Origin of the sequence: Pontibacter lucknowensis (assembly GCF_900156415.1) — a bacterium.
GTDB classification, from domain to species: domain Bacteria; phylum Bacteroidota; class Bacteroidia; order Cytophagales; family Hymenobacteraceae; genus Pontibacter; species Pontibacter lucknowensis.
Genome location: NZ_FTNM01000003.1, coordinates 369,006 through 390,530, shown reverse-complemented (window position 1 = coordinate 390,530; position 21,525 = coordinate 369,006). Strand labels below are relative to the sequence as shown.

The 21,525-nt window shown below is 51.7% G+C and carries 21 protein-coding genes and 1 tRNA gene; 14 read left to right on the top strand and 8 right to left on the bottom strand.

The window, feature by feature from the left end:
* The first annotated feature begins 10 nt into the window (after window positions 1-10).
* From BW972_RS12510 to BW972_RS12495, 4 genes are all read left to right on the top strand, one after another.
* Window positions 11-964: a transketolase family protein gene (locus tag BW972_RS12510; RefSeq protein WP_007658192.1), complete on the top strand. Its 954-nt coding sequence runs from the start codon at window positions 11-13 to the stop codon at window positions 962-964.
* Window positions 965-1,091: 127 nt separating this feature from the next.
* Entirely contained in the window at window positions 1,092-1,631 is a 540-nt protein-coding gene (locus BW972_RS12505; protein WP_007658194.1) for an RNA polymerase sigma factor, read from the top strand.
* Between the two features lie 43 nt (window positions 1,632-1,674).
* A complete protein-coding gene (locus tag BW972_RS12500) occupies window positions 1,675-2,109 on the top strand; it encodes a hypothetical protein (RefSeq protein WP_007658196.1) in 435 nt (144 codons plus the stop codon).
* Window positions 2,110-2,116: 7 nt separating this feature from the next.
* Window positions 2,117-2,563, top strand: a complete 447-nt coding sequence (locus tag BW972_RS12495; protein WP_076422378.1) for a hypothetical protein — start codon at window positions 2,117-2,119, stop codon at window positions 2,561-2,563.
* Between the two features lie 124 nt (window positions 2,564-2,687).
* Here the strand turns inward: BW972_RS12495 and pepE are convergent, their stop codons facing one another.
* From pepE to BW972_RS12480, 3 genes are all read right to left on the bottom strand, one after another.
* Complete coding sequence (gene pepE, locus BW972_RS12490) at window positions 2,688-3,422, bottom strand: dipeptidase PepE (RefSeq protein ID WP_076422377.1); 735 nt, start codon at window positions 3,420-3,422, stop codon at window positions 2,688-2,690.
* Between the two features lie 158 nt (window positions 3,423-3,580).
* Complete coding sequence (locus tag BW972_RS12485; RefSeq protein ID WP_007658202.1) at window positions 3,581-3,829, bottom strand: hypothetical protein; 249 nt, start codon at window positions 3,827-3,829, stop codon at window positions 3,581-3,583.
* A gap of 81 nt (window positions 3,830-3,910) precedes the next feature.
* Window positions 3,911-4,141, bottom strand: coding sequence for a hypothetical protein (locus tag BW972_RS12480; protein WP_101445357.1), 231 nt, complete (start codon window positions 4,139-4,141; stop codon window positions 3,911-3,913).
* Between the two features lie 340 nt (window positions 4,142-4,481).
* Here BW972_RS12480 and BW972_RS12475 point away from each other — a divergent pair, with 340 nt between their 5' ends.
* The gene (locus BW972_RS12475; protein WP_076422376.1) at window positions 4,482-5,573 is read left to right on the top strand and encodes an MBL fold metallo-hydrolase; all 1,092 of its coding nucleotides are present in this window, start codon (window positions 4,482-4,484) and stop codon (window positions 5,571-5,573) included.
* A 62-nt stretch (window positions 5,574-5,635) separates the two neighbouring features.
* Here BW972_RS12475 and BW972_RS19965 read toward each other — a convergent pair whose 3' ends face one another.
* A complete protein-coding gene (locus BW972_RS19965) occupies window positions 5,636-5,812 on the bottom strand; it encodes a hypothetical protein (RefSeq protein WP_040574356.1) in 177 nt (58 codons plus the stop codon).
* Window positions 5,813-6,011: 199 nt separating this feature from the next.
* Here BW972_RS19965 and BW972_RS12465 point away from each other — a divergent pair, with 199 nt between their 5' ends.
* From BW972_RS12465 to BW972_RS12455, 3 genes are all read left to right on the top strand, one after another.
* Window positions 6,012-6,821: an SDR family NAD(P)-dependent oxidoreductase gene (locus BW972_RS12465; RefSeq protein ID WP_076422375.1), complete on the top strand. Its 810-nt coding sequence runs from the start codon at window positions 6,012-6,014 to the stop codon at window positions 6,819-6,821.
* Between the two features lie 26 nt (window positions 6,822-6,847).
* Window positions 6,848-8,038, top strand: coding sequence for an aspartate aminotransferase family protein (locus BW972_RS12460; protein ID WP_076422374.1), 1,191 nt, complete (start codon window positions 6,848-6,850; stop codon window positions 8,036-8,038).
* A gap of 157 nt (window positions 8,039-8,195) precedes the next feature.
* Window positions 8,196-9,956 carry an SLC13 family permease gene (locus BW972_RS12455; protein WP_007653769.1) on the top strand — a complete coding sequence of 587 codons (1,761 nt, stop codon included), beginning with the start codon at window positions 8,196-8,198 and terminating at the stop codon, window positions 9,954-9,956.
* A gap of 2 nt (window positions 9,957-9,958) precedes the next feature.
* On the opposite strand, the gene BW972_RS12450 is transcribed toward BW972_RS12455, so the two are convergent.
* On the bottom strand, window positions 9,959-10,297 hold the full coding sequence (locus BW972_RS12450; RefSeq protein WP_076422373.1) for a hypothetical protein: 339 nt from the start codon (window positions 10,295-10,297) through the stop codon (window positions 9,959-9,961).
* A gap of 11 nt (window positions 10,298-10,308) precedes the next feature.
* Window positions 10,309-10,737 (bottom strand): tellurite resistance TerB family protein, encoded by a 429-nt coding sequence (locus tag BW972_RS12445; RefSeq protein WP_007653771.1) that lies wholly within the window; start codon window positions 10,735-10,737, stop codon window positions 10,309-10,311.
* Window positions 10,738-11,057: 320 nt separating this feature from the next.
* On the opposite strand from BW972_RS12445, the gene pfkA reads away from it, so the two are divergent.
* The gene (pfkA, locus tag BW972_RS12440) at window positions 11,058-12,029 is read left to right on the top strand and encodes a 6-phosphofructokinase (protein ID WP_007653772.1); all 972 of its coding nucleotides are present in this window, start codon (window positions 11,058-11,060) and stop codon (window positions 12,027-12,029) included.
* Between the two features lie 57 nt (window positions 12,030-12,086).
* Here the strand turns inward: pfkA and miaA are convergent, their stop codons facing one another.
* The gene (gene miaA, locus BW972_RS12435) at window positions 12,087-13,025 is read right to left on the bottom strand and encodes a tRNA (adenosine(37)-N6)-dimethylallyltransferase MiaA (RefSeq protein ID WP_076422372.1); all 939 of its coding nucleotides are present in this window, start codon (window positions 13,023-13,025) and stop codon (window positions 12,087-12,089) included.
* 133 nt (window positions 13,026-13,158) lie between these two features.
* On the opposite strand from miaA, the gene BW972_RS12430 reads away from it, so the two are divergent.
* From BW972_RS12430 to BW972_RS12410, 5 genes are read left to right on the top strand one after another with little or no spacing between them, the layout of a single operon-like run.
* On the top strand, window positions 13,159-18,369 hold the full coding sequence (locus tag BW972_RS12430) for a PAS domain S-box protein (RefSeq protein WP_076422371.1): 5,211 nt from the start codon (window positions 13,159-13,161) through the stop codon (window positions 18,367-18,369).
* Window positions 18,370-18,381: 12 nt separating this feature from the next.
* A complete protein-coding gene (locus BW972_RS12425) occupies window positions 18,382-18,765 on the top strand; it encodes a response regulator (protein WP_007653774.1) in 384 nt (127 codons plus the stop codon).
* Entirely contained in the window at window positions 18,766-19,041 is a 276-nt protein-coding gene (locus BW972_RS12420; protein WP_007653775.1) for a hypothetical protein, read from the top strand.
* On the top strand, window positions 19,038-19,799 hold the full coding sequence (locus tag BW972_RS12415) for an MBL fold metallo-hydrolase (protein ID WP_076422370.1): 762 nt from the start codon (window positions 19,038-19,040) through the stop codon (window positions 19,797-19,799). The genes BW972_RS12420 and BW972_RS12415 overlap by 4 nt, the downstream gene beginning before the upstream one ends.
* Window positions 19,800-21,371: an NFACT RNA binding domain-containing protein gene (locus BW972_RS12410; RefSeq protein ID WP_076422369.1), complete on the top strand. Its 1,572-nt coding sequence runs from the start codon at window positions 19,800-19,802 to the stop codon at window positions 21,369-21,371.
* Window positions 21,372-21,414: 43 nt separating this feature from the next.
* Here the strand turns inward: BW972_RS12410 and BW972_RS12405 are convergent.
* Window positions 21,415-21,496, bottom strand: a tRNA-Leu gene (locus tag BW972_RS12405).
* Window positions 21,497-21,525: the final 29 nt, after the last annotated feature.

Sequence of the window (21,525 nt, the reverse complement as noted above, 5' to 3'; positions counted from 1 at the left end):
AAACACAGAGATGAAAGAATATACATATTCAGAAAAAAAAGACACCCGTTCTGGTTTTGGCGCTGGCTTGCTGGAGTTGGGTCGCACTAACGAGAACGTAGTAGCCCTTTGTGCTGACCTGATCGGTTCGCTTAAAATGGACGCGTTCAAAAAGGAGTTCCCAGAGCGCTTCTACCAGGTAGGTATAGCTGAGGCCAACATGATGGGTCTGGCAGCAGGTATGACCATTGGTGGAAAAATCCCGTTCACCGGAACATTCGCTAACTTCTCGACTGGCCGCGTGTACGACCAGATTCGTCAGTCCATCGCCTACTCAGGCAAGAACGTGAAAATATGTGCTTCGCACGCCGGTTTGACACTGGGCGAAGACGGTGCCACGCACCAGATCCTGGAAGATGTGGGTATGATGAAAATGCTGCCGCACATGACCGTGATCAACCCATGCGACTTCAACCAGACCAAGGCAGCCACCATCGCAATTGCCGAGCACGAAGGTCCGGTATACCTGCGCTTCGGTCGTCCTGCTGTTCCTAACTTCACCCCTGCCGACCAGAAGTTCGAAATCGGCAAAGCGGTGATGCTGAACGAGGGTACGGATGTTACCATCATCGCCACTGGTCACCTGGTATGGAAAGCCATTGAGGCGGGTCATAAGCTGGCTGAGAAAGGTATCAACGCCGAGATCATCAACATCCACACCATCAAGCCGCTTGACGACGAGGCTATCCTGAAGTCGGTTGGCAAGACCAAGTGCGTGGTAACCGCCGAGGAGCACCAGATGAACGGTGGATTGGGTGACTCTGTGGCGCAACTGCTGGGCCGCCAGCTGCCTGCCCCACTGGAAATGGTAGCTGTGAACGACTCTTTCGGCGAGTCTGGCACACCAGACCAGCTGATGGAGAAGTATGGCCTGAGCACCGAAAACATTGTGGCCGCCGCCGAGCGCGTGATGAGCCGCAAATAATACGAAGCTATACCTTAGCTTTTTATAAAAAGAGAGGCTGCACTGTTAAAGTGCGGCCTCTTTTATTTTTATGGACTATATTGCATATTCAGACAGGTTCAATCGCCCTGCCCCTGCTACCTGACACGTGGAAGACAAAGAGATCCTAGAAAAATTCGCTAACCCTGATAGCCGAAATCTGGCCTTCAACCAGCTTATCCGGAAGTACCAGCAAAAAATTTACTGGCACGTTCGGAAGATGGTGATTGACCATGACGACGCCGATGACCTCACGCAGGAGGTTTTCATCAAGGTATGGAAGAATCTGGAGAATTTCCGGCAGGATGCGCAGCTTTATACCTGGCTCTATCGTATCGCCACCAACGAGTGCCTTACCTTCCTTTCGAGTAAGCGCAAAAAATTCTTTTTACCCATAAACGATGTGGCCGCAGAGCTCACCGAGAAGATCGACTCCTCTCCCAGCATTGATGGGGACGAGATCCAGCTCAAACTTCAAAAGGCTTTGCTGAGACTCCCTGACAAGCAAAGGCTGGTCTTCAACATGAAGTATTACGACGAACTTAAGTACGAGGAAATCTCTGAAATCCTGGGCACATCAGTCGGTGCTTTGAAGGCATCTTATCATCATGCCGTAAAAAAAATTGAAGAATTTATTAAACAAGATTAAACTATAGAGCGCTACCGCTATCTAACTGATAAGTACATTGAATATGAAAAACGATTTTAAACTAAGCGACCTGCCCAAGCGCAACATCTACGAGGTGCCGGATAAGTACTTCGACAGACTGCCTGCGCAGATCATGGAGCGCACCGCTGGCGCCGGGTATAGCCCTGCGCCCTGGTATGCAGCCGCCTGGAAGCCGCTCAAACTGGCTATGGCTCCTCTGGTGTTACTACTGGTCGCAGGTATCGTGTACTTCTCGCAACTGCGTCAGGAAAAAGAGGAACCGGGTGTTGTGCTGGCCACCGTTGGCGACGAAGCGATCATGGATTACCTAAGCACTTACGCTGTGCTGGAGAGTTCTGATTTTGCCGATATGACTACACTATCTAACCCTGAAATGACAGCCGAGTTTTTGAACGTGAGCTCAACAGCTGCCGAAGAGGAACTAGAATATTACCGATTGGATACGATTGACTACTAATTCACACATGAAAAGATTGCCCTTTATTTTACTTCTTTTTTGCGCTTTCACGTTTGGCAGCACGGCAGCCATGGCTCAGTCGGGCCGCCCGCAGGACAAAAACGTAGAAGCCGCCAAAGTGGCCTTTCTGACTGACAAGATGGAACTGACCGCCGAACAATCGCAAAAGTTCTGGCCGCTTTACAACGAGTACGAAACCAAGCGTCGCGAACTGGTACGCTCCTACCGCAGCGGCTACCGCGAAGACGTGGACCAACTGAGTGATCAGGAAGCGAAAGCCCGTCTGGACGGTATGTTCAGCACCCGCGAAAGAGAACTGGAGCTGGAGAAGGAATATGTGGCACGTTACCAGCGTGTGATCTCTTCTAACCAGATCATCAAACTCTACCGCAGTGAGCGCGAGTTTACAAAGCTCCTCCTCAAAAAGCTGGAGGCCAACAACAAAGCACAGTAGTTTTTTTTGAATAGATAATTATAGTGAGAACAGCAAAAGGACCTGGCATTTTGCCTTGTTTTTTTCAGCAAAAAGCCCCTGCTATACCATTAGCAGGGGCTTTGCATTTTTACCGGGCTTGTGCTTAGTAAGCCTCCAGCAGAAAGCTGATATCATCGGTCGGCTTAAACTCCATTGCTAGCTTCCCCTGCAGGAAGATGCGCGCTGAGTGTGGGCCCAGCAGGTTTATTTTCTCCCCTTTTATACGTAGCATGCTGCCTTCCCGCAAACCAACTACAGGCTGACGATTGTGCACATGAAACTCCTGAATGCGGGTTTCACGAGTCTCGCCCATGTGTGTCGAGTCAGGAAGCGGATCAAGATAGTGTGGGTTGATGTTGAAAGGCACGAGTTGCAGCGCATCAAATGATTTCGGGAACACGATCGGCATATCGTTGGTCGTACCGATTGTTTTGCCTGCCACATTGGTGCCAGCGCTGGTGCCCATGTATGGCATCCCCTGCTCGACCCGCTTCTGCAGTGGTTCGATTATTTTGTTGGCATAAAGCTGACGCAGCAACAAAAACGTATTGCCTCCGCCTATAAACACTGCTTCAGCCTGCTCTACTGCTGCAACCGCATTCTCCGCCTCATGCACGCCGCTTAACCTGATGCCCATCGCTTCAAATGCTTCGCGTGCTTTGGCAGAATAATCAGTATGGGAAATGCCACCCGGACGGGCATAAGGGATAAACAGGATGCTCTTGCGGTCACCCAGCAGTTCTTTTATCTCATTCTGGCAGTGCTCCAGGTAGCCAGTGCCGTGGGTGGTTGATGTGCTGATTAACAGAATATCTTTCTTTGGTAGGGCTTTTTTCATTTGTCTGTATTTTAGAAGATACGAGTCCCGTATACCTGCAAAAGTATCAAATTCCGGCGAACCCCTCTCCTTTCAGCTTTTATTCAGTTGCTATACCTGTCCAGATCAGTTGTATAAACAAAGCATTCCTATACCCATTCTTGCTGCTGTACCTGTTATCAGGTCTTCACTCTTAACTTGATCGTTTCTAGGTAAGGATCCAGGGAGGCTTTGTTGGTGAGGGCGCGCACTAGCCCAATGGTTTTAAGATCGTATAGGAACCACACCTCCACGTAGTAATTATGAAACCAGTACAAATCAATTTTACACCATCCGCGGATGATGTGATGCAGGTATCGCCCTTGCTCCAACACCAATGCGGCCTGCTCCCGGGGCGAAAGCGAATTAAACTCAGTAATATTCAACATAGATCTACTCCATACCTTTGGCAATGAAAAAAGGCTGCCGGGGCAGCCTTTTGGTTAACGAAAATATCAGCGGTTTTGATATTAATTCAAATGTAGGGTGTATAACTCAAACCTGGTGGAGGCAAAACTCCAGTGCGAAGAAGAAGGATGAATCTCGACACCGTCCTCATCCATGATTGTCACGGCAAAGCCGTCACCCTGGTTGAGGGGCTCGGTAAAGTGCTTCACAGGATACACTCTCCCTTCCTCGATCCATTCTTCCGGTTCGAAAGCCGGCATCGACGCATCCACACACTTCGCGTAGACAGCCATATAGCTTGGGGGAACAAATAAATTTACCATGTGTATGTAACGTTTTCAGAAAGATAAATAATTCCTGCCAATCAGGAAACATTGCCCACATTAAATTTAGTGAAGGCCTGCATAGAATTAAACACAAAAAGTGTGCCTTTGTTTGGCATGACACCTGCATCTGCACTAAGTTCTTTTCCGCACCATATTGTCAGCAAAAGCAGCTGGCTGACACGGCAATTGTGGCAGTTAACCAAGCTAAGGCCTAATATGCCTGTTTACTGTAGCCAATTACGACGGCAGCCGTACTATAGTATTCCGCCCGTAATATCATTTCACAAATAAAAAATGGTGCATGCCTATGGAAACTACTTATCGTACCTCAACACACGAAAGCAAACAGGCTTTTCCAGTTGCTCCGGGAGTTTGGGGACTTAAGACTGTCTTTGTCAATCTCTTCTTTATCACCTCCCAGGATGGTTCCTGGGTGTTGGTAGATGCCGGTGTGTACGGTGCCGCTCCCAAGATCAGGAGTGTGGTGGATGAGCTGTTTGGCGGGGAGCGTCCCAAAGCCATTCTGCTCACGCACGGCCACTTCGATCACATTGGGGCTCTAAAAGAGCTGGCCCACGACTGGGATGTGCCAGTCTATGCCCACCCCCTCGAAATGCCCTACCTGAATGGCAAGTCGTCTTATCCACCACCAGACCCAAGTGTAGGCGGTGGCGGTATGGCTTACATGTCATTCCTATACCCCAAAAAGCCGATAGACATCCACGAGAACCTCGAGCTGCTGCCAACCGACGGCTCCGTGCCCGGTCTGCCAGACTGGCGCTGGATCCATACGCCGGGGCACACAGCCGGACATGTTTCCTTCTTCCGTGAAAGTGACCGCGTGTTGCTGGCGGGCGACGCCTTCATAACGCGGCACGGCGAGTCGATGCTGGCTGTGATGACGCAGAAACGTGAAGTGCATGGGCCACCCAAATACTATACCTCCGACTGGGGCGCGGCGCATCATTCCGTGGAAAAGCTCATGGAGCTGAATCCGAGTGTGGCTGCCACAGGGCATGGTTTGCCTATGGAGGGTGCACAGCTAATGCAGCAGCTTGAAAGCCTGGTAAAGGACTTCTGGTCTGTGGCTGTACCCGGGCATGGCCGCTACGTGCACGAGCCCGCTATTGCTGATGAGCAAGGGGTGCTCTCTGTGCCGCCTGCTCCGGACAACACCATCCCCAAAGTACTGGCCGCCACTGGTCTTGTCGCTCTGGCAGGTGTAGCGCTGGTAGCATACTCCCGCCGCAATCACAAAACTAGCAAAGGAAAGAAAACATCACCCGCAATGAGAGAGCGGCCTTTCTCACACAACAGGCCGTTGCAAGGTATACCGCCTACCGTGCCAGCCACCCTGGAGGAAGATGATCCGCATGCACATACCAACAATTACCCATAGACGAGAAAGGCCGGGAGCAAACGCTTCCGGCCTTTCTTCTATACCTTTTTGATTCTAATTATTTATTTGCCTCTTCCGGAGCCGCTTTTCTTGCCGCCTCCGTCCTGTTTGTTTACAGTAGCCCAGGCTCGCTTCTCAGCTTCGTCGTGGCTCACGCCTTTCTTTTCATAGCTTTCTTCAATATGCTCTGCTTTGCGTTTTTGCTTATCTGTGTAAGATGATTTATCTCCTTGTGGCATTTGATCCTCCTTTTTAAAGTTCAACATATAAAGCCGGTATCCTTTACCAGCCTTCCATTTTTATACGCAAGGCAGGCAGGCAAGTATAAATGATATCCGGGGTAAAGTTGGAAAACCCGACAGCGCCCATTTTTCCGGCTTGCTACAAATTACTGCAGCGATTGAGCCTTATTCACGTTATGATAGAGAAAAATAAGCTATGGAACAGGTACAGTATAACTTTCAGGACAAGGTGGCGCTTGTGACTGGCAGCACATCAGGTATAGGCCTGGCCACCGCTCAACTGCTGGCAAAGTCAGGAGCACAGGTTATTGTGACAGGTCGCGATAAAGAACGTGGAGACACTGCACTAGCTACCCTCCCTTCGTCCACGCTTCAACCCGTCTACATACAAACCGACAACAGCAATAACGACACGATCTTCGCGCTCTTTCATGAGATACAAAACAGGTTCGGTCGCCTGGACATAGCCGTGAACAATGCTGCCCAGGAGTCAGGTATAGGCAAACCCCTGCATGAGTTTGAACCACATGAATATGAGGATGCCATGGGGGCCAACTTGCGCGGCGTATGGCTTTGCATGAAGCAGGAAATAAAGCTGATGCTCGAACAGAAACCCTCGGGAGGAGCCATTGTCAACGTGGCCAGTGTCAACGGACTGGGAGGAGCTGCCATGGGTTCGCTTTACTCAGCAGCCAAGGCAGCAATCATTGCGCTTGCAAAATCAGCCGCCCAGGAGGTGGCAACTGCCAATATCCGGATCAATGTGCTTGCTCCTGGTGCTCACCGCACACCCATGCTGCAAAAGGCATTTGAGTCGCAGGTAAACGGAGACCAAACTAAAGTACCGGAAATTGAGCAGATGTACCTTTCATATATCCCTCAAAAAAGAATTGCAGACCCGCAGGAGGCAGCTGCCGCCATACTCTGGCTCTGCTCAGACGCAGCGAGTTACATCACCGGCCAGACCACGATAGTAGACGGAGGTATGAGTGCCATGCTGCGATAGCTTCCAAAATTGCCTACCTTTGCGGCATGGTATCATTGAGACAGCTGTTTTTGCAGCATCAGGCACAGACAAGCGACTTTCCGCTGATGATCGAGGTGGAGAAGGCAGAGGGGGTTTACATGTATGGCAGCGAAGGCCATCGCTACATTGACCTTATTTCAGGTATAGGCGTGAGCAACGTGGGGCACCGGCACCCAAAGGTACTGCGGGCCATACACGACCAGCTCGACCGCTACATGCACCTGATGGTATACGGGGAGTTTGTGCAGGCGCCGCAGGTACAGCTGGCCCATGCCCTGAGCGGCACACTGCCTGATCGACTCAACAACACCTACCTGCTCAACTCCGGGGCGGAGGCTGTGGAAGGTGCCCTGAAACTGGCCAAACGCTACACAGGCCGTACCGAGCTGATCTCCTGCTACAACGCCTACCATGGCTCTACACAGGGTGCCCTTTCCATGAACGGCAGTGAAAGTTTTAAGAATGCTTTCCGCCCGCTCCTTCCTGACGTGCGCCATATTCATTACAATAACATCGCTGATCTGGAGCAAATAACGAAGCGCACAGCTGCAGTCTTGATAGAGACTGTGCAGGGCGAGGCTGGTGTCCGTGTGCCGGATCAGGATTATCTGAAGAGACTACGAGAGCGCTGCAATCAAACGGGCACGCTGCTGATTCTGGATGAGATACAATGTGGCTTCGGCAGAACGGGTACCTTCTGGGCCTTTGAGCAGTTCGGCATAGAGCCCGATATTTTGGTATGCGCCAAAGGGATGGGAGGCGGTATGCCGATTGGTGCTTTCATCGCACCGCAGGAAATCATGGCCGCTTTCAAAACTGATCCCATCCTGGGCCACTGCTCTACCTTTGGCGGGCACCCGGTCAGCTGCGCTGCCTCCCTTGCCACACTACAGGTCATTCAGGAAGAAAACCTGCTGGAAGGCGTCGCACAGAAAGCTGAACTGATTAAGCAACTGCTGGTGCACCCACGCATCAAACAGATCCGCAACCAGGGGCTGATGATGGCCGCAGAGTTTGAGTCGTTTGAAGTACTCAAAGCGGTGATCGACCAAGCTATTTTGAATGGTGTGCTGACTGACTGGTTCCTGTTCTGTGACAACTCCATGCGCATTGCACCGCCGCTTACCATCACAGAGGAGCAGATTCATGAAGCTTGCCAGATCATCCTGAGGTCTATTGATGAAGCATTAGCTTAATTTTCCATACCTGGCAGGTATACCAGCAGACTGCCCTGATCAGGTATAGGCAAAGGGTGCCGTAAATATTTTCCTCTGAGTGACTATCGGGAGCGGCTTTGTCACGTAAAAGCCGTTGCTACACCTTATATCCGGTGTGACTTCCCAATTATCCTCTATGGAAATAGCCATTGTACTGACCTTGCTGGTGATAGCGGTTGTGCTGTTCGCGACCGAAAAGGTGTCTGTTGAACTGGTCACCCTGCTCATACTGATCATACTGTCGGGTTTGCGCATCATTAGTCCCGAAGAGGCCTTCGCCGGCTTCAGCAGTGATTTCATCATCATCATCGCTTCTATCTTCATACTCAGTGCGGCCCTCGAAGAAACCGGTATCCTTGATTTTGCCGTGGTGCGGCTCGTGCGACTGGCCCAGCAAAGCAATAACCTGATGCTGCTGACCATTATGCTGGTGACAGGGGTGGTTTCGGCTTTCATGAACAACACTACCGTTACGGCTATGTTCATCACACCGCTTATTGGTCTTTCGAAGCGGATCAACCTGAGTGCCTCCAAACTACTCATGCCACTAGCCTATGCTGCCATCCTAGGAGGTACCTGCACGCTGATCGGCACTTCCACCAACGTGGCAGTGAGCGGCTATATTGCCAAGGCAGGCCTGGAGCCGATCGGGCTGTTTGAGATCTCAGGTATAGGCTTCATCATTTTCGCGGTGGGCATGGTCTACATGATGACCGTGGGGCAGCGCATGCTGCCAAGCCACGTCGACCAGGAACTGGCCGAAGAGTACAAGCTGCAGAAGTATGTCACCGAGGTGGTGGTGCTACCCGATTCGCCGCTCGTCGGACAGCTGGTGTTTGCCTCTGACCTGACCACGCTGAACCTGCGCATGCTCAATGTTATCCGTGCCAAGGAGAACTTCCTGCCCGACTTCCGTACCCGTATCCGTGCCAATGACATTCTGCTGGTGGAAGGAGATGTGGACACGCTGATGAAGGTAAAAGAGACCAAGGGACTGCAGATTATGGCCGATGCACTCATCTCCAAAGACCTCGAGACGGAAAACATCCGGCTGGCAGAGATCATGATCACGCGGCAGTCCAACTTGATCAACCGCACCATTAAGGAGTCGGAGTTCTTACGGCGCTTCGGCCTGGTAGTGCTGGCCGTATCGCGCCACGGTGAAACGCTGCGCAGCAAGATAGGCAGCATCAGGCTGCGCATGGCCGATGTACTACTGGTACAGGGCGCACCTGAGCGCTTCGAGCAGGTCCGCAACTCAAACCATATTGCCGTGCTCGACGAATTTGAGCCGGTGCTCTACAAAAAGAAGAAGGGGCTTATCGTGATCATCAGCTTTGCATTGGCCATACTGGCAGGTACGCTGCAAGTGCTTCCACTCTCCATTGCTTTTCTGTCTGCAGCTGTCGTGAGTATCCTGCTGCGGGCGATCAGTACCGAGAAAGCTTACAATGCCATAGACTGGCGCCTGCTTATTCTGATAGGAGGTATGACGGCCTTCGGGGCGGCCATGGAAAATTCCGGTGCAGCCGAATTTCTGGCACAGGGTATTGTGGAGGTGATGGAGCCTATTGGTGGCCGAACAGGTATACTGGCGGGCTTTGTGATTCTAACCGTGCTGCTGACACAGCCCATGTCCAATGCGGCGGCGGCGCTGGTGGTCATACCGGTGGCCTTACGAGCCGCTATAGAGCTTGGCGCCGATCCACGTTCCTTTGCCATTGCCATTATGCTGGGGGCCTCGGTATCGCTGGTAACGCCTTTTGAGCCGGCCTGTATCCTGGTTTACAGCCCGGGCAAGTACCGCTTCTGGGATTTTATCCGGATTGGCTCTCCACTTACCTTACTGCTGGTGATTGTGATACTGGTGCTGGTGCCTGTGTTCTGGCCTATGTAAAATTACTCCTGCAGTCCGCTGAGCGTCACGAAAACTACTGCAAACAAGGCCGCAGAGAGTCCCATAGCCAGAATCAATTTACCGGCCTGCATGGCCACGACTTTTTCGGGACGGGGTAGCCAGAGGTAGTTCAGGCTCAGGTTGAGCAAGTATACCATGATTGTCAGCAGAAAGCTGATGAACCAGAAGGCAAAAAAACGCAGAATGAAATCTTCGGAAAGTAAGGTAGCCTCGTAGGAAATGAGGTGTAGCTCGTGGGCAAAAAAGAAGTAAGCAAGTAGTAACAGTGCCATGGCATAAGCAGCCAAAATAGCCCCGTTCCAAACACGCAGATTTTTCATGCGATCATTTTTTAGTAATTCAGGAAGGCCTGTGCATCCTGCCGTATCTCCTCGCGGGAGAGCCCGTCTTTTACCCCAATGGAGATTTTGCGCACCAGCACCCCTACGATGGATTTCTTGAAACCGAGCCGCACAGCCATGTTGACGCAGAACTCCATTTCACTTTCATCGACTATGCCATCGGCCAGCATCATCTCCACCAGGTCGTAGATCTGGTCGAAGCGCTCCGTATCATTAGAGGGCAACTGGGGTTTTACAGCTTGCACGTTCGAAAGCAGGTCACGCACTTCACTTGATTTCATGCCATGGCGCTCACCGATGGCAATTATAAAATCCATTTCGGTGGGATCCACATGACCATCCGCCTTGGCTAGAGCACCGAGGTTGGTGATGTGGCTCTTTAATTTTTTCTCTGCCTCGCTTTCAAAAAAACTAAACATACAATTCCCTTTTTGACTTGTTTACTATTTCATAACAAATTAATAACGAATGCAATAAGTATAGCTATACCCTGCCGGTTATTTTTGCAGCACCCATAGTATAAACGCTTTTTTCTTATTTGCAGTCTGTAGGCGATGATGCTTTTCATACGGTTTTTACTATCTTATTAGTTATGCTTTTGTATTCTTTTTTTATTTCCACTTAAATTAACAAATGTATACCTTGCAGATTCATAAAATCGCACACGTGTACTGTAGCGATCAATCGAAAGAGGCCGGAACCGGGCCTCGACAGGGAACCCATTAAAAAGCAACTCTTTATGAAGAGGATTGGAGTATTTACATCAGGAGGCGACGCGCCGGGCATGAACGCATGCATCCGGGCGATTGTACGGACAGCCGTATATTACGGATTGGAAGTTTACGGTATCAGAAGAGGATACAACGGTATGATCAAGGGCGACATCTTTAAGATGGAGTCGATAACTGTGAGTAATATTATACAGAAAGGCGGCACCCTACTTAAGTCGGCACGCAGCAAAGAGTTTCTGACAAAGGAAGGCAGGCAGGCAGCTTACGAACAGCTCAGAGCCCATGGCATTGAAGGACTTGTGGCCATCGGCGGTGACGGCACCTTTACCGGGGCTAACATATTTTACGAGGAGTACGGCATCCCAACCATCGGAGCACCCGGTACCATCGACAACGACCTGTATGGCACGGACTATACCATTGGCTACGATACGGCCGTTAACACAGCCCTTGACGCCATCGACAAGATACGCGACACAGCTGACAGCCACGAGCGGGTGTTTTTTGTGGAGGTGATGGGCCGTGACTCAGGCTATATTGCTATACCTTGCGCTATTGGTGGCGGCGCTGAGATCGTGATGATCCCGGAGACCGATACTTCCATCGATTTTGTGATTGAGCAGCTGAAAGCCGGCTGGAGCCGGTCCAAGACTTCCTTTATCGTGATTGTGGCAGAGGGCGACGAAGAAGGCAGCGCCACGGAGATCGCCGCGAAAGTATCGCAGCAGATACCGAACATGGATGCCCGCGTAACGATACTGGGCCACGTGCAGCGCGGCGGGGCGCCCACTGCGGCCGACCGTATGCTGGCCAGTCAACTTGGTATCGCCTGCGTGGAAGGCCTGATGGCTGGGCGCACCAACGAAATGGCCGGTATCATTAACCGCGAGCTGGTATACACACCTTTCATCGAGACCATTACCAAGCAGAAACTAATCAACCCGAACTTCACCAAAATGGTGGATATTCTGTCGGTATAAGCAGGCTATACCTGAAAACGGCGCGGCCGGCTTTCACAATAGCCGGCCGCGCCGTTTCTATACCTTCCCTTGTGCTGCATCCTGCATCTGCTGCCTGATAAAACGTAGTATCTCATCCCACTGCTCCGGATGAAACCAGGTATAGTCGGCGTGTTTGTGAAACCAGGTGAGTTGCCGCTTGGCGTATCGGCGGCTGTTGCGTTTGAGCAGGCGCACCGCTTCCTCCCAGTCATACTGCCCCTCCAGGTAATCAAATATCTCTTTGTAGCCCACAGTTTGCAGCGCATTGTGCGCACGGTAGGGGTACAGGCTTTTGGCTTCTTCCAGCAGGCCTTGCTCCAGCATCAGGTCCATGCGGCGGTCGATGCGCTCGTACAGTTCCGGCCGGTCGCGCGTCAGCCCGATCTTGATGATATGAAAAGGCCGCTCCCGGGTACCTGCTTTCCGGAAAGCCGAGTAAGGCTGTCCGCTTGAAAGGCATACCTCCAGCGCACGTATAACACGCTGCGGATTGGCCTTGTCTACCCGCTCATAATACGTGGGGTCAAGTTCCTGCAACTGCTCCAGCAATGGCTGTAGTCCCTCCTGTTGGTAACGGGCGGTCAGACTTTCGCGCACGGCAGGATCTGCCTCAGGCATTTCGTCCATCCCATCAGTCACCGCTCGCACGTACAGCCCTGAGCCACCTGTCAGGATCACGGCCTCGTGCCGCTGAAACAGCTGTCCGGCCAGGGCCAGCACATCCTGCTCATAAGCGCCTGCATTGTAGGTTTCTGTGATCGGGTGCGAGTCCACAAAATGATGCCGTATACCTTGCTGCTCCTCCTGGGTAGGTTTGGCCGTGCCGATCGACATCTCCTGGTAGAACTGGCGGGAGTCAGCCGAGATGATCTCGGTGCCGAAATGCTGCGCCAGGCGCACGCAGAGGGCGGTTTTGCCCACGGCAGTAGGACCAACAACTACGATCAGGAAACGGGGGGATGGCGTTGCAGACATGGGCGGGACAGACAATATACTTCGTGTTTATGCCACAAATTAACTCCCTTTCTTGTTATTCAGGAAGCAAAAGTGCCATTGCTTTTGTTTTTTTACTAATTTATGGGTTTAAACGACAACGGAACTACACCAGATGCCACTGATACCTAGCCAACAAACTACTGAAAGCCTGACAATGCTTGCTGAGAACCTGCTCCAGGTGCTTGGTCAGCTCTATCCTGCTGACCATGCCCTGCTTGTTGCTTCCGCTGCAGGGGAGCTGCTTGCTGCCAACACCAAAGCCGAAACCATACTCCCTGTAGAGCAGGGTGTAGCTATACGTCCGCTGGTTGGCCTGGCTGATGAAGATGATTTTGCGGCCTTAAAGGTTTCGCTGGTTCAAAACGATAAAGCGATAGGAAAGATAAAAGACCGTCAGGGCAACCTAAGCACCTTCCACTGTCAGCAACTGCAGTTTCAGGGGCAGGCTTTCCTGTGCTTTGACATCCCGGAGAATGCAGCCGCAGAAGCTGATGACGCGAGTTATCATAACCTGTTCGACGACAGCGCAGAGCCTTTGTTTGTCCTCGATCACGATGGTATTTTCATCGACATTAACCAAAGCGCTTCGGACCTGGTGCAGTTGAAAAAAGAGGAGATCATCGGAAAATCTCTGTTCAAGCAGTTTGAACTCAACCTGTTTGAGCGGGTAGCCCTGCGCAACCAGTTGCAGACTACCCTGAAAGGAGAGCCACAGCGCTTTGAGTGGTGGCTTCGTGAAACAGAGCAGGAACTGATGCCAGTTGAGATCTCCCTGAAAAAGGGCAGTTTCAATGGCCAGACCGTCATCTTCGGTTCTGCCAAGAACCTGTACGAGGCAGTTGGTGCGGAACGCAATGTGCGCTTCCGCAATCACCAGCTCGAATTCGTCAACCACCTGATTACGAATCTGTCGGGCTCCGAGAGCCGCGAAGATGTGCTGCGCTATACCTTGAACGAATTGCTGGACAAGACCGATGTTATCGGTGGTGCCGTCTATACCTACGATGCTACTTCTGGCAAAGCGCTTCTTTCCTATAACACAGGCGAGACGCCATCCGGCTACCTCCCGGCCTCTATTCCGTTGCCGGTGACGCAGGCTGAGCAACTTGCCAAACCTGACCGCCGCAAAGCCCTGCACGACACCATTCAGCAAATGGAAGATTTGCTGGGTCAGCACCTGACCGTACTGCCTGTCAGTTCAGAGGCCGGCCTAACGGCACTCCTGCTGGTATGGCCAGGGCATGATGCCAAAATTACCCAGTCGTTTATGTCGCTGCTCGACTTTATCGGGGGCGCCATTGGCAACTACATCGCCAAACACGATCTGCAGCTCAAGCTCTCCCATACCGAGGACAAGTATAAAATCATGTTTGAGTCCACTTACGACGCGATCCTGCTTTTCCGGGATGGCATTGTGGTAGACTGCAACGAAAAGGCACTGGAGTATTTCCGCTGTACCCGCGACGAGTTGGTTGGGAAGTCGCCAACCGACTACTCTCCGGAGTATCAGCCGGACGGCATGCGCTCGACAGAGAAAACGGCCATGTTGATCGAGCAGCTGATGGCGAACGGGAAACCGATCACTGTTGACTGGAAGAACATCCGCAAAGATGGCACAACCATGGACACGGAGCTCAACCTCAACCGCGTGATGATCGACGGCGCATACCACATTCTGGTGTTCAAGCGCGACATTACCCAACGCAAGCAGGTGCAGAACTCCAAGCGCCGCGAGGAAATCGCCCGCGAGTCGATGGCCCATTTCCGCAGCTTCCTGGAGAAAGTAAATCTAATCTACTATAGCCTCGACAAAAACGGCAACATCGCCTACGCCAATGATTACTTCCTGACCTATGTGGAGTACTCACGCGAGGAGCTGATCGGGCAGAATTTCTACGAACTGCTAGTGCCTGAGCCTGATCGCGAGACACGCTTTGCCGACTTCAGACGCTCTATCGAAACGCGCCAGCTCAACTCCTATTACGAGCGTGACCTGATCACCAAGTCAGGCCAGGTGAAGACCGTGCGCTGGAACTGCATGTTTGAGTACGGCCCCGAAGGTGACCTGATTGGCCTGACCAGCGTGGGCAAGGACATGACCGATAAGCGTATTGCCATGGAGGCTCTGAAAGACAATAAGATCCGTCTGCAGGACCTCTTCGACAATGCGCACGACCTGATCCAGAATATCTCGGTAGACAATAAGTTCATCTTCGTGAACAAAGCCTGGAAAGACCGTCTGGGCTACACCGATCATGATATTGAGTCGCTCACGCTCAACGACATCGTGCACCCTTATTACAAGGCCAAGCTGATCTACCAACTGCGCAATCTGTACAAGGGTGAGAATGTGAACAAGATGGAAACCGTGTTCCTGACCAAGGCCGGTAAGCCCGTACACCTGATCGGTTCCATTACCTGCAGCTGGCAAGATGGTCGTCCGGTGGCAACGCGCGCCATCCTGCACGATATCACCGACCGCATCAAGGCCGAGCGCCTGCAGAAGGTATACTACAGTATTGCTAACCTGGCCATCAGCAGCAAGGACCTTAACTCACTTTACTCGGCTATTCACCGCGAACTGAGCAAGATCATTGAGACGCGCAACATTTACATTGCGCTCTGCGATAACGATCACCGCCACCTGCATTTTGCCTACCTGGTCGATCAGTTTGTGGACAAATCGTCCAAGACGCAAATGCGCCGGCAGTTCTCACACGGTCTGTCAGAGTATATCATCGAGACAGGCAAGCCGCTTTACATGCAGAAGTCGGAACTCCTGGACCTGGCCCGGGAGCAGGACATCACCATACATGGCGCTATACCTGAGGTCATCCTTTGTTCCCCGCTGGCCATCGGCGATCGCATTATCGGGGTGATCACACTGCAGGACTACCAGGACCCGAATGCCTATGTGCATACCGACATCGAGATCCTGCACTTTATCTCGAATCAGGTGGCACTTGCCATTGAGCGTAAGCGTAACGAAGAGCAGATCAACAATCAGAATGCCCGTCTCAACGCCATCTTTGAATCGGGCTCGCATCACATGTGGTCCCTCAATCGAGAGTTTGAGCTCACCTCATTCAATCAAAACTTTGCGACAGCCTTCTTCAACAGAAGCGGGCAGGAACTGGAGCTTTACACCAGGCTCAACGATAGCAATGTGGTGAACTTCCACGAGAACTCTTTTGAGTTCTGGAAAGAGAAGTATGTGCTCGCCTTCAATGGGCAACCGCAGCATTTTGAAGTGCACCTACACAATCCGGAAAGCTGGCGAGAGGTATACCTGAACCCGATCTACCTGGAAGACGGAAGCTTTGAGGAGATATCAGGTATAGCCCTTGACATCACAGATAAGAAACGCTCGCAGCTGGCGCTGGCACAGAGTGAGGTGAAGTTCCGTAGTATATTCGAGTCCTTCCAGGACGTGTATTACCGCACCACCATGGGTGGTGCCTTTGAGCTGGTCAGCCCTTCAGTTTACAACTTGCTGGGGTATAATGAACAGGAAGTCCAGCTTATTTCGTCAGAGCAACTGTATGCCAATGCAGCTGATCGGGTGCTGGTAAAAGAGCGGGTACTGGAACAGGAGAGCATTCGTGACTTCGAGATAGAAATGGTCTGCAAAGACGGCTCTATTAAAACCGTACTGCTCGATGCACGCCTCACCTACGACCAGCAAGGACAGCCTGCCGGTATGGAAGGTGTGCTGCGCGATGTATCAGAACTAAAACGCACACAGGTAGCGCTGCTCAAGGCCAAAGAAGAAGCGGAGAACCTGCTCAAGGTGAAAACACAGTTCCTGGCCAACATGAGTCACGAACTGCGCACACCTATGAACGGTATCATTGGTATGATCGATCTGCTGAGTCAGATCGTCAACGACGAGGAGCAGAAAGAGTACATCGATACGCTGCGCAAGTCTTCGGATGCCCTGCTGGCGATCCTGAACGATATCCTCGACCTGTCGAAGATGCAGGCTGGTAAGCTGGTGCTGCACGAGAGCGGCATGGACCTGCATGACACGCTCAACAAGATACACTCGCTCTTTGCAAACCGGGCCCAGCAAAAGGACCTGCATTTTACCTACACGATAACGCCGGAGACACCACGCTATGTGCTCACCGACGAAACGCGCTTCCTGCAGGTGCTTTCCAACCTGACTTCTAATGCCATTAAGTTCACGAACGAAGGCGAAGTGAGCATACATGTAGATGCCGAACCACTGAAGAAAGGTCAGGAGTATATGCTGAAAGTGCGGGTGAAGGACTCAGGTATAGGTATAACCGACGAAGACCAGAAACTGCTCTTCACTGACTTCACCCAGCTTGATAACTCGTCCACCAAGACCTTTGGCGGCACAGGCCTCGGTCTGGCCATCTCGAAGCAGCTCACCCACCTGCTTGGTGGTGACATCGGGGTGGAATCGATACCGAATGACGGTAGCACCTTCTGGTTCACGATCAAGGTGAAGAAAGCCAACAGCGAAGAAGTGGAAGCACAGCTTCAGCGCATGCAATTGCAAAACGCCGAAGCCGAGGTGCTGGACTTCTCACCTTATGTACTGCTGGTAGATGACAACCAGATCAATCAGAAAGTGGCCTTCAAGTTGCTGGAGCGACTGGGATGTCGCACCGACGTTGCTTCCAACGGCTACGAAGCCATAGACAGGGCGCTTAACAACGGCTACGACATGGTGTTCATGGACATTCAGATGCCTGAAATGGACGGCGTAACGGCTACTTCAATTATCCAGGAGAAGCTGGGCAATGACAGTCCGCCGGTAGTAGCCATGACTGCCTACTCGATGCGCGAAGATGCCGAGAAGTTTATGAGCCAGGGCATGGATGATTATATCTCCAAACCGGTGAAAAGTTCAGACTTGTACAAAGTGATCATGAGATGGCATGAGCTGAACTGGAAGCGCGACAAAGCCGGTGGACTTACTGCAGCCATTGACGATGATTCGGAGGACGATACCATACCTGTGATCGACCTGGCCATTACAGAGCAACTCAAAGAGATTGGAGGGGCGGAATTTGCGCGCCAGTTGTATGTGGAATTTGAACAGGAAGCTGGTGAATTGCTCGAAGAGGCCAAAAAAGAGCTGGAGGCACAACAATACAAAAGTATTTTAAGTACATTGCACCAACTTAAGGGGACCGGCTTTACACTTGGCATCAACCAGGTGGCCGAGCTAGCCAAAATCCTGGAGCATGACATAAAACATGACCAGTACGATAACGTAAGAAGTAACTTCGCAAAGCTGCTGGCCCAATACGAAAACTACCGCAAAACTTATAAAGAGATCATTTTATAGTTTATTAAACCCATGGCAGACAACAAAACCATCCTGATTGCAGAAGACAGCTCTGTGATCCTGAACCTGACGAAGAAAATTCTCGAGCTTCAGAACTACAAGATCCTGACCGCCAAGAACGGTAGTGAGGTAATCAAGCAGGTAGAGAACAATAAGATCGACGCCATCCTGATGGACCTCAACATTCCGATCAAAAACGGGATGGAGTGCTCTAAGGAAATCCGTGCGCACAAAGACGAGCAGATCTCCAACATTCCGATCATAGCAGTAACAGGCAACGCCAACAACTACACCATGGAAGACTTCAAGGAAGTGGGCATCAACGAGTACCTGCCAAAACCGCTTGATTTCGACATGCTGGTACAGACCGTAAAGAAGCACACCGGAGAGTTGTAAATGGAACTGAAGTACACGCGGCCATTTTTAAATAAGCTGGAGGATATTTTTGCGGAGTCGGATTTTGTACTGCGCTACGAGAAGGGGAATTTTAAAGCAGGCTACTGTGTGCTCAAAGACATGAAAGTAGCTGTCGTGAATAAGTACTTCAGCCTTGAAGGAAAGATCAATTGCCTGTACGACATTCTGAGAACCATTACTGTGGATGAGAATCTGCTGAGCGAGAAGAACCGACAGCTCTACCAGGACATCCGCAATCAGGAAAGAACCAATTGAAAGTAACGCTTTTAGGCACGGGCACTTCGCAGGGCGTACCGGTTATCGGTTGCTCCTGCGAAGTGTGTCGTTCTGTTGATTACAGGGACAAACGCCTGCGTGTATCGGTACATTTGCAGGTAGGCGGCAAGAGCATCATCATCGACTCCGGCCCTGATTTCCGCCAGCAAGTGCTGCGCGAGCGCATCCGCACGCTCGATGCCCTGGTGTTTACCCACGAGCACAAAGACCATACTGCCGGCCTCGACGATATCCGCGCCTACAATTTCTCGCAGCACAAGGACATGCCGCTCTACGGTGAGGAACGTGTGCTGGAACAGCTCAAAAGGGAGTTCGCCTATATCTTTTCAGGTATACAGTACCCCGGCATTCCGCGGGTTGAGCTACACCCTATTACCGAAGAGCCTTTTGAGATTGAAGGTATTCCGTTTATACCTATCCGGGTGAAGCACTACAAACTGCCCGTGCTGGGCTACCGTGTGGGAGATTTCACCTATATCACCGACGCCAATTACATCTCGGAATCTGAAAAGGAAAAAGTGCGCGGTTCTAAAGTGATCGTGCTGAACGCCCTGCGCCAGGAGCCGCACATATCACACTTCTCGCTGCAGGAAGCCATCGAACTGCTCGAGGACCTCCAGCCCGAGCGTGCCTACCTGACCCACATCAGTCACCTGCTGGGCCTCCACCGCGAGGTGGAACTGACCCTCCCCGACTTTATCCGACTAGGCTACGACGGCCTGCAGATTGAGGTATAAATGCACCAGAATTACTACTTTTTAAGGCAACTATCCGAGCAGCTGCGCAGTCGGCTGGTAGGGATGGAGGTTGTCACTTGCTTCAGTCAGAACAAGGACGAACTGGTGATAGGCTTTACTGAGGGGGAGCGGGAGCTGTATGTCCGCGCCTCACTCACTGCGCACTTTTCATCGCTTTCTTTCCCGTCTGAGTTTAAACGGGCTAAGGCCAATACGATCAACCTTTTTGGGGAGCTGCTGGGGCAAACCGTGCAGGATGTGGTGCAGCACCTGAACGAGCGCAGCTTTTACCTGAGGCTGAGCGATGGCTATACCTTGCTCTTCAAGCTTTTTGGCAACCGCTCCAACATCGTGCTGTTTCAAGGCGACGAGCCGCTTAAGCTGTTTCATAAGAAATTTGGAGCCGACTTGGAGCTGAACCCGCTACAGATGGACAGGCCTATCCGCCAGAACTTCGAGGCCTTTGCTGCAGCAGAGGGTAATATCAAGAAGGTATACCCGACCTTTGGCGATTTGCCTGCCCTGTACCTGGAACAACAAGGGTATAGCCAGCTCACGCCCGAAGACAAGTGGGAGCTGGTGCAGACTATGCTTGAGCTACTCGAAGCACCTGCGGCGTATTACCTGATCAGATTGGACGGAAAGCTGCGGCTATCATTGCTCCAGCTGGGGGAAGTGCTGCAGGTATATGATAACCCGATAGAGGCGCTGAACGGCTTTACCCGCAGTTACCTGAGCGAAACCGGCTTTGAGCGCATCTTTGAACAGACACAGCAACAGCTCCGCAAGAAGCAACGCGCCACTCAGGCCATACTGGAGCAGACAGAAGCCCGGCTGCATGAACTGCGCCACGGTCGCTCCTATTCCCAGATTGCTGACATCATCATGGCGAACCTGACCAATATTCCGCCCCGTGCCACTGAAGTAGAGCTTTACGACTTCTATACCGACCGCCAGCGCAAGTTTAAGCTCAAGGCAAATGAAACGCCCCAGAAGCAAGCCGAACGTCTGTACCGAAAAGCGAAGAAGCAGCATGTTGAGATCAGCCAACTGGAGGAGCGGCAGGAGCGCAAACTAGAAGAAGCCATTGTGCTGGATGATGCTTTGCATGCGCTGGAGGAAGCAAAGACCTATAAGGCGCTCAAGCTATACCTGAAAGAGCATGCCCACCTGCTCACCACCAAACAGCAGGCCCAGCAGGAAGCACCTTTCCGATTATTTGAAACCGAAGGCTATAAGATACTGGTTGGCAAAAGCGCCCAGAACAACGACCTACTCACGCAGCGCCATACCTACAAGGAAGACATCTGGCTGCACGCCAAAGACGTCTCAGGCTCGCATGTGGTGATTAAGCATCAGGCAGGAAAAACCGTCCCTGCCACCGTTCTCGAAAAAGCCGCCCAACTGGCCGCCTACTATAGCAAGCGTAAAAGCGATTCACTTTGTCCTGTACTCTATACTCCCAAAAAATGGGTGCGCAAACCCAAAGGCGCCCCGGCCGGTGCCGTAGTAGTCGAGCGCGAACAGGTGATGCTGGTGAAGCCCGAGAATCCGTTCGAGCGGAAGGTATAGCCATAAAAAAAGCCCCGTCCAGTTAAGAACAGAGCTTTTAGAGTGCGCGCGGGGAGATTCGAACTCCCACACCCGAAGGCACCACCCCCTCAAGATGGCGTGTCTACCAGTTTCACCACGTGCGCAGCTGATTAGGTTTGCAAAAGTATACTGC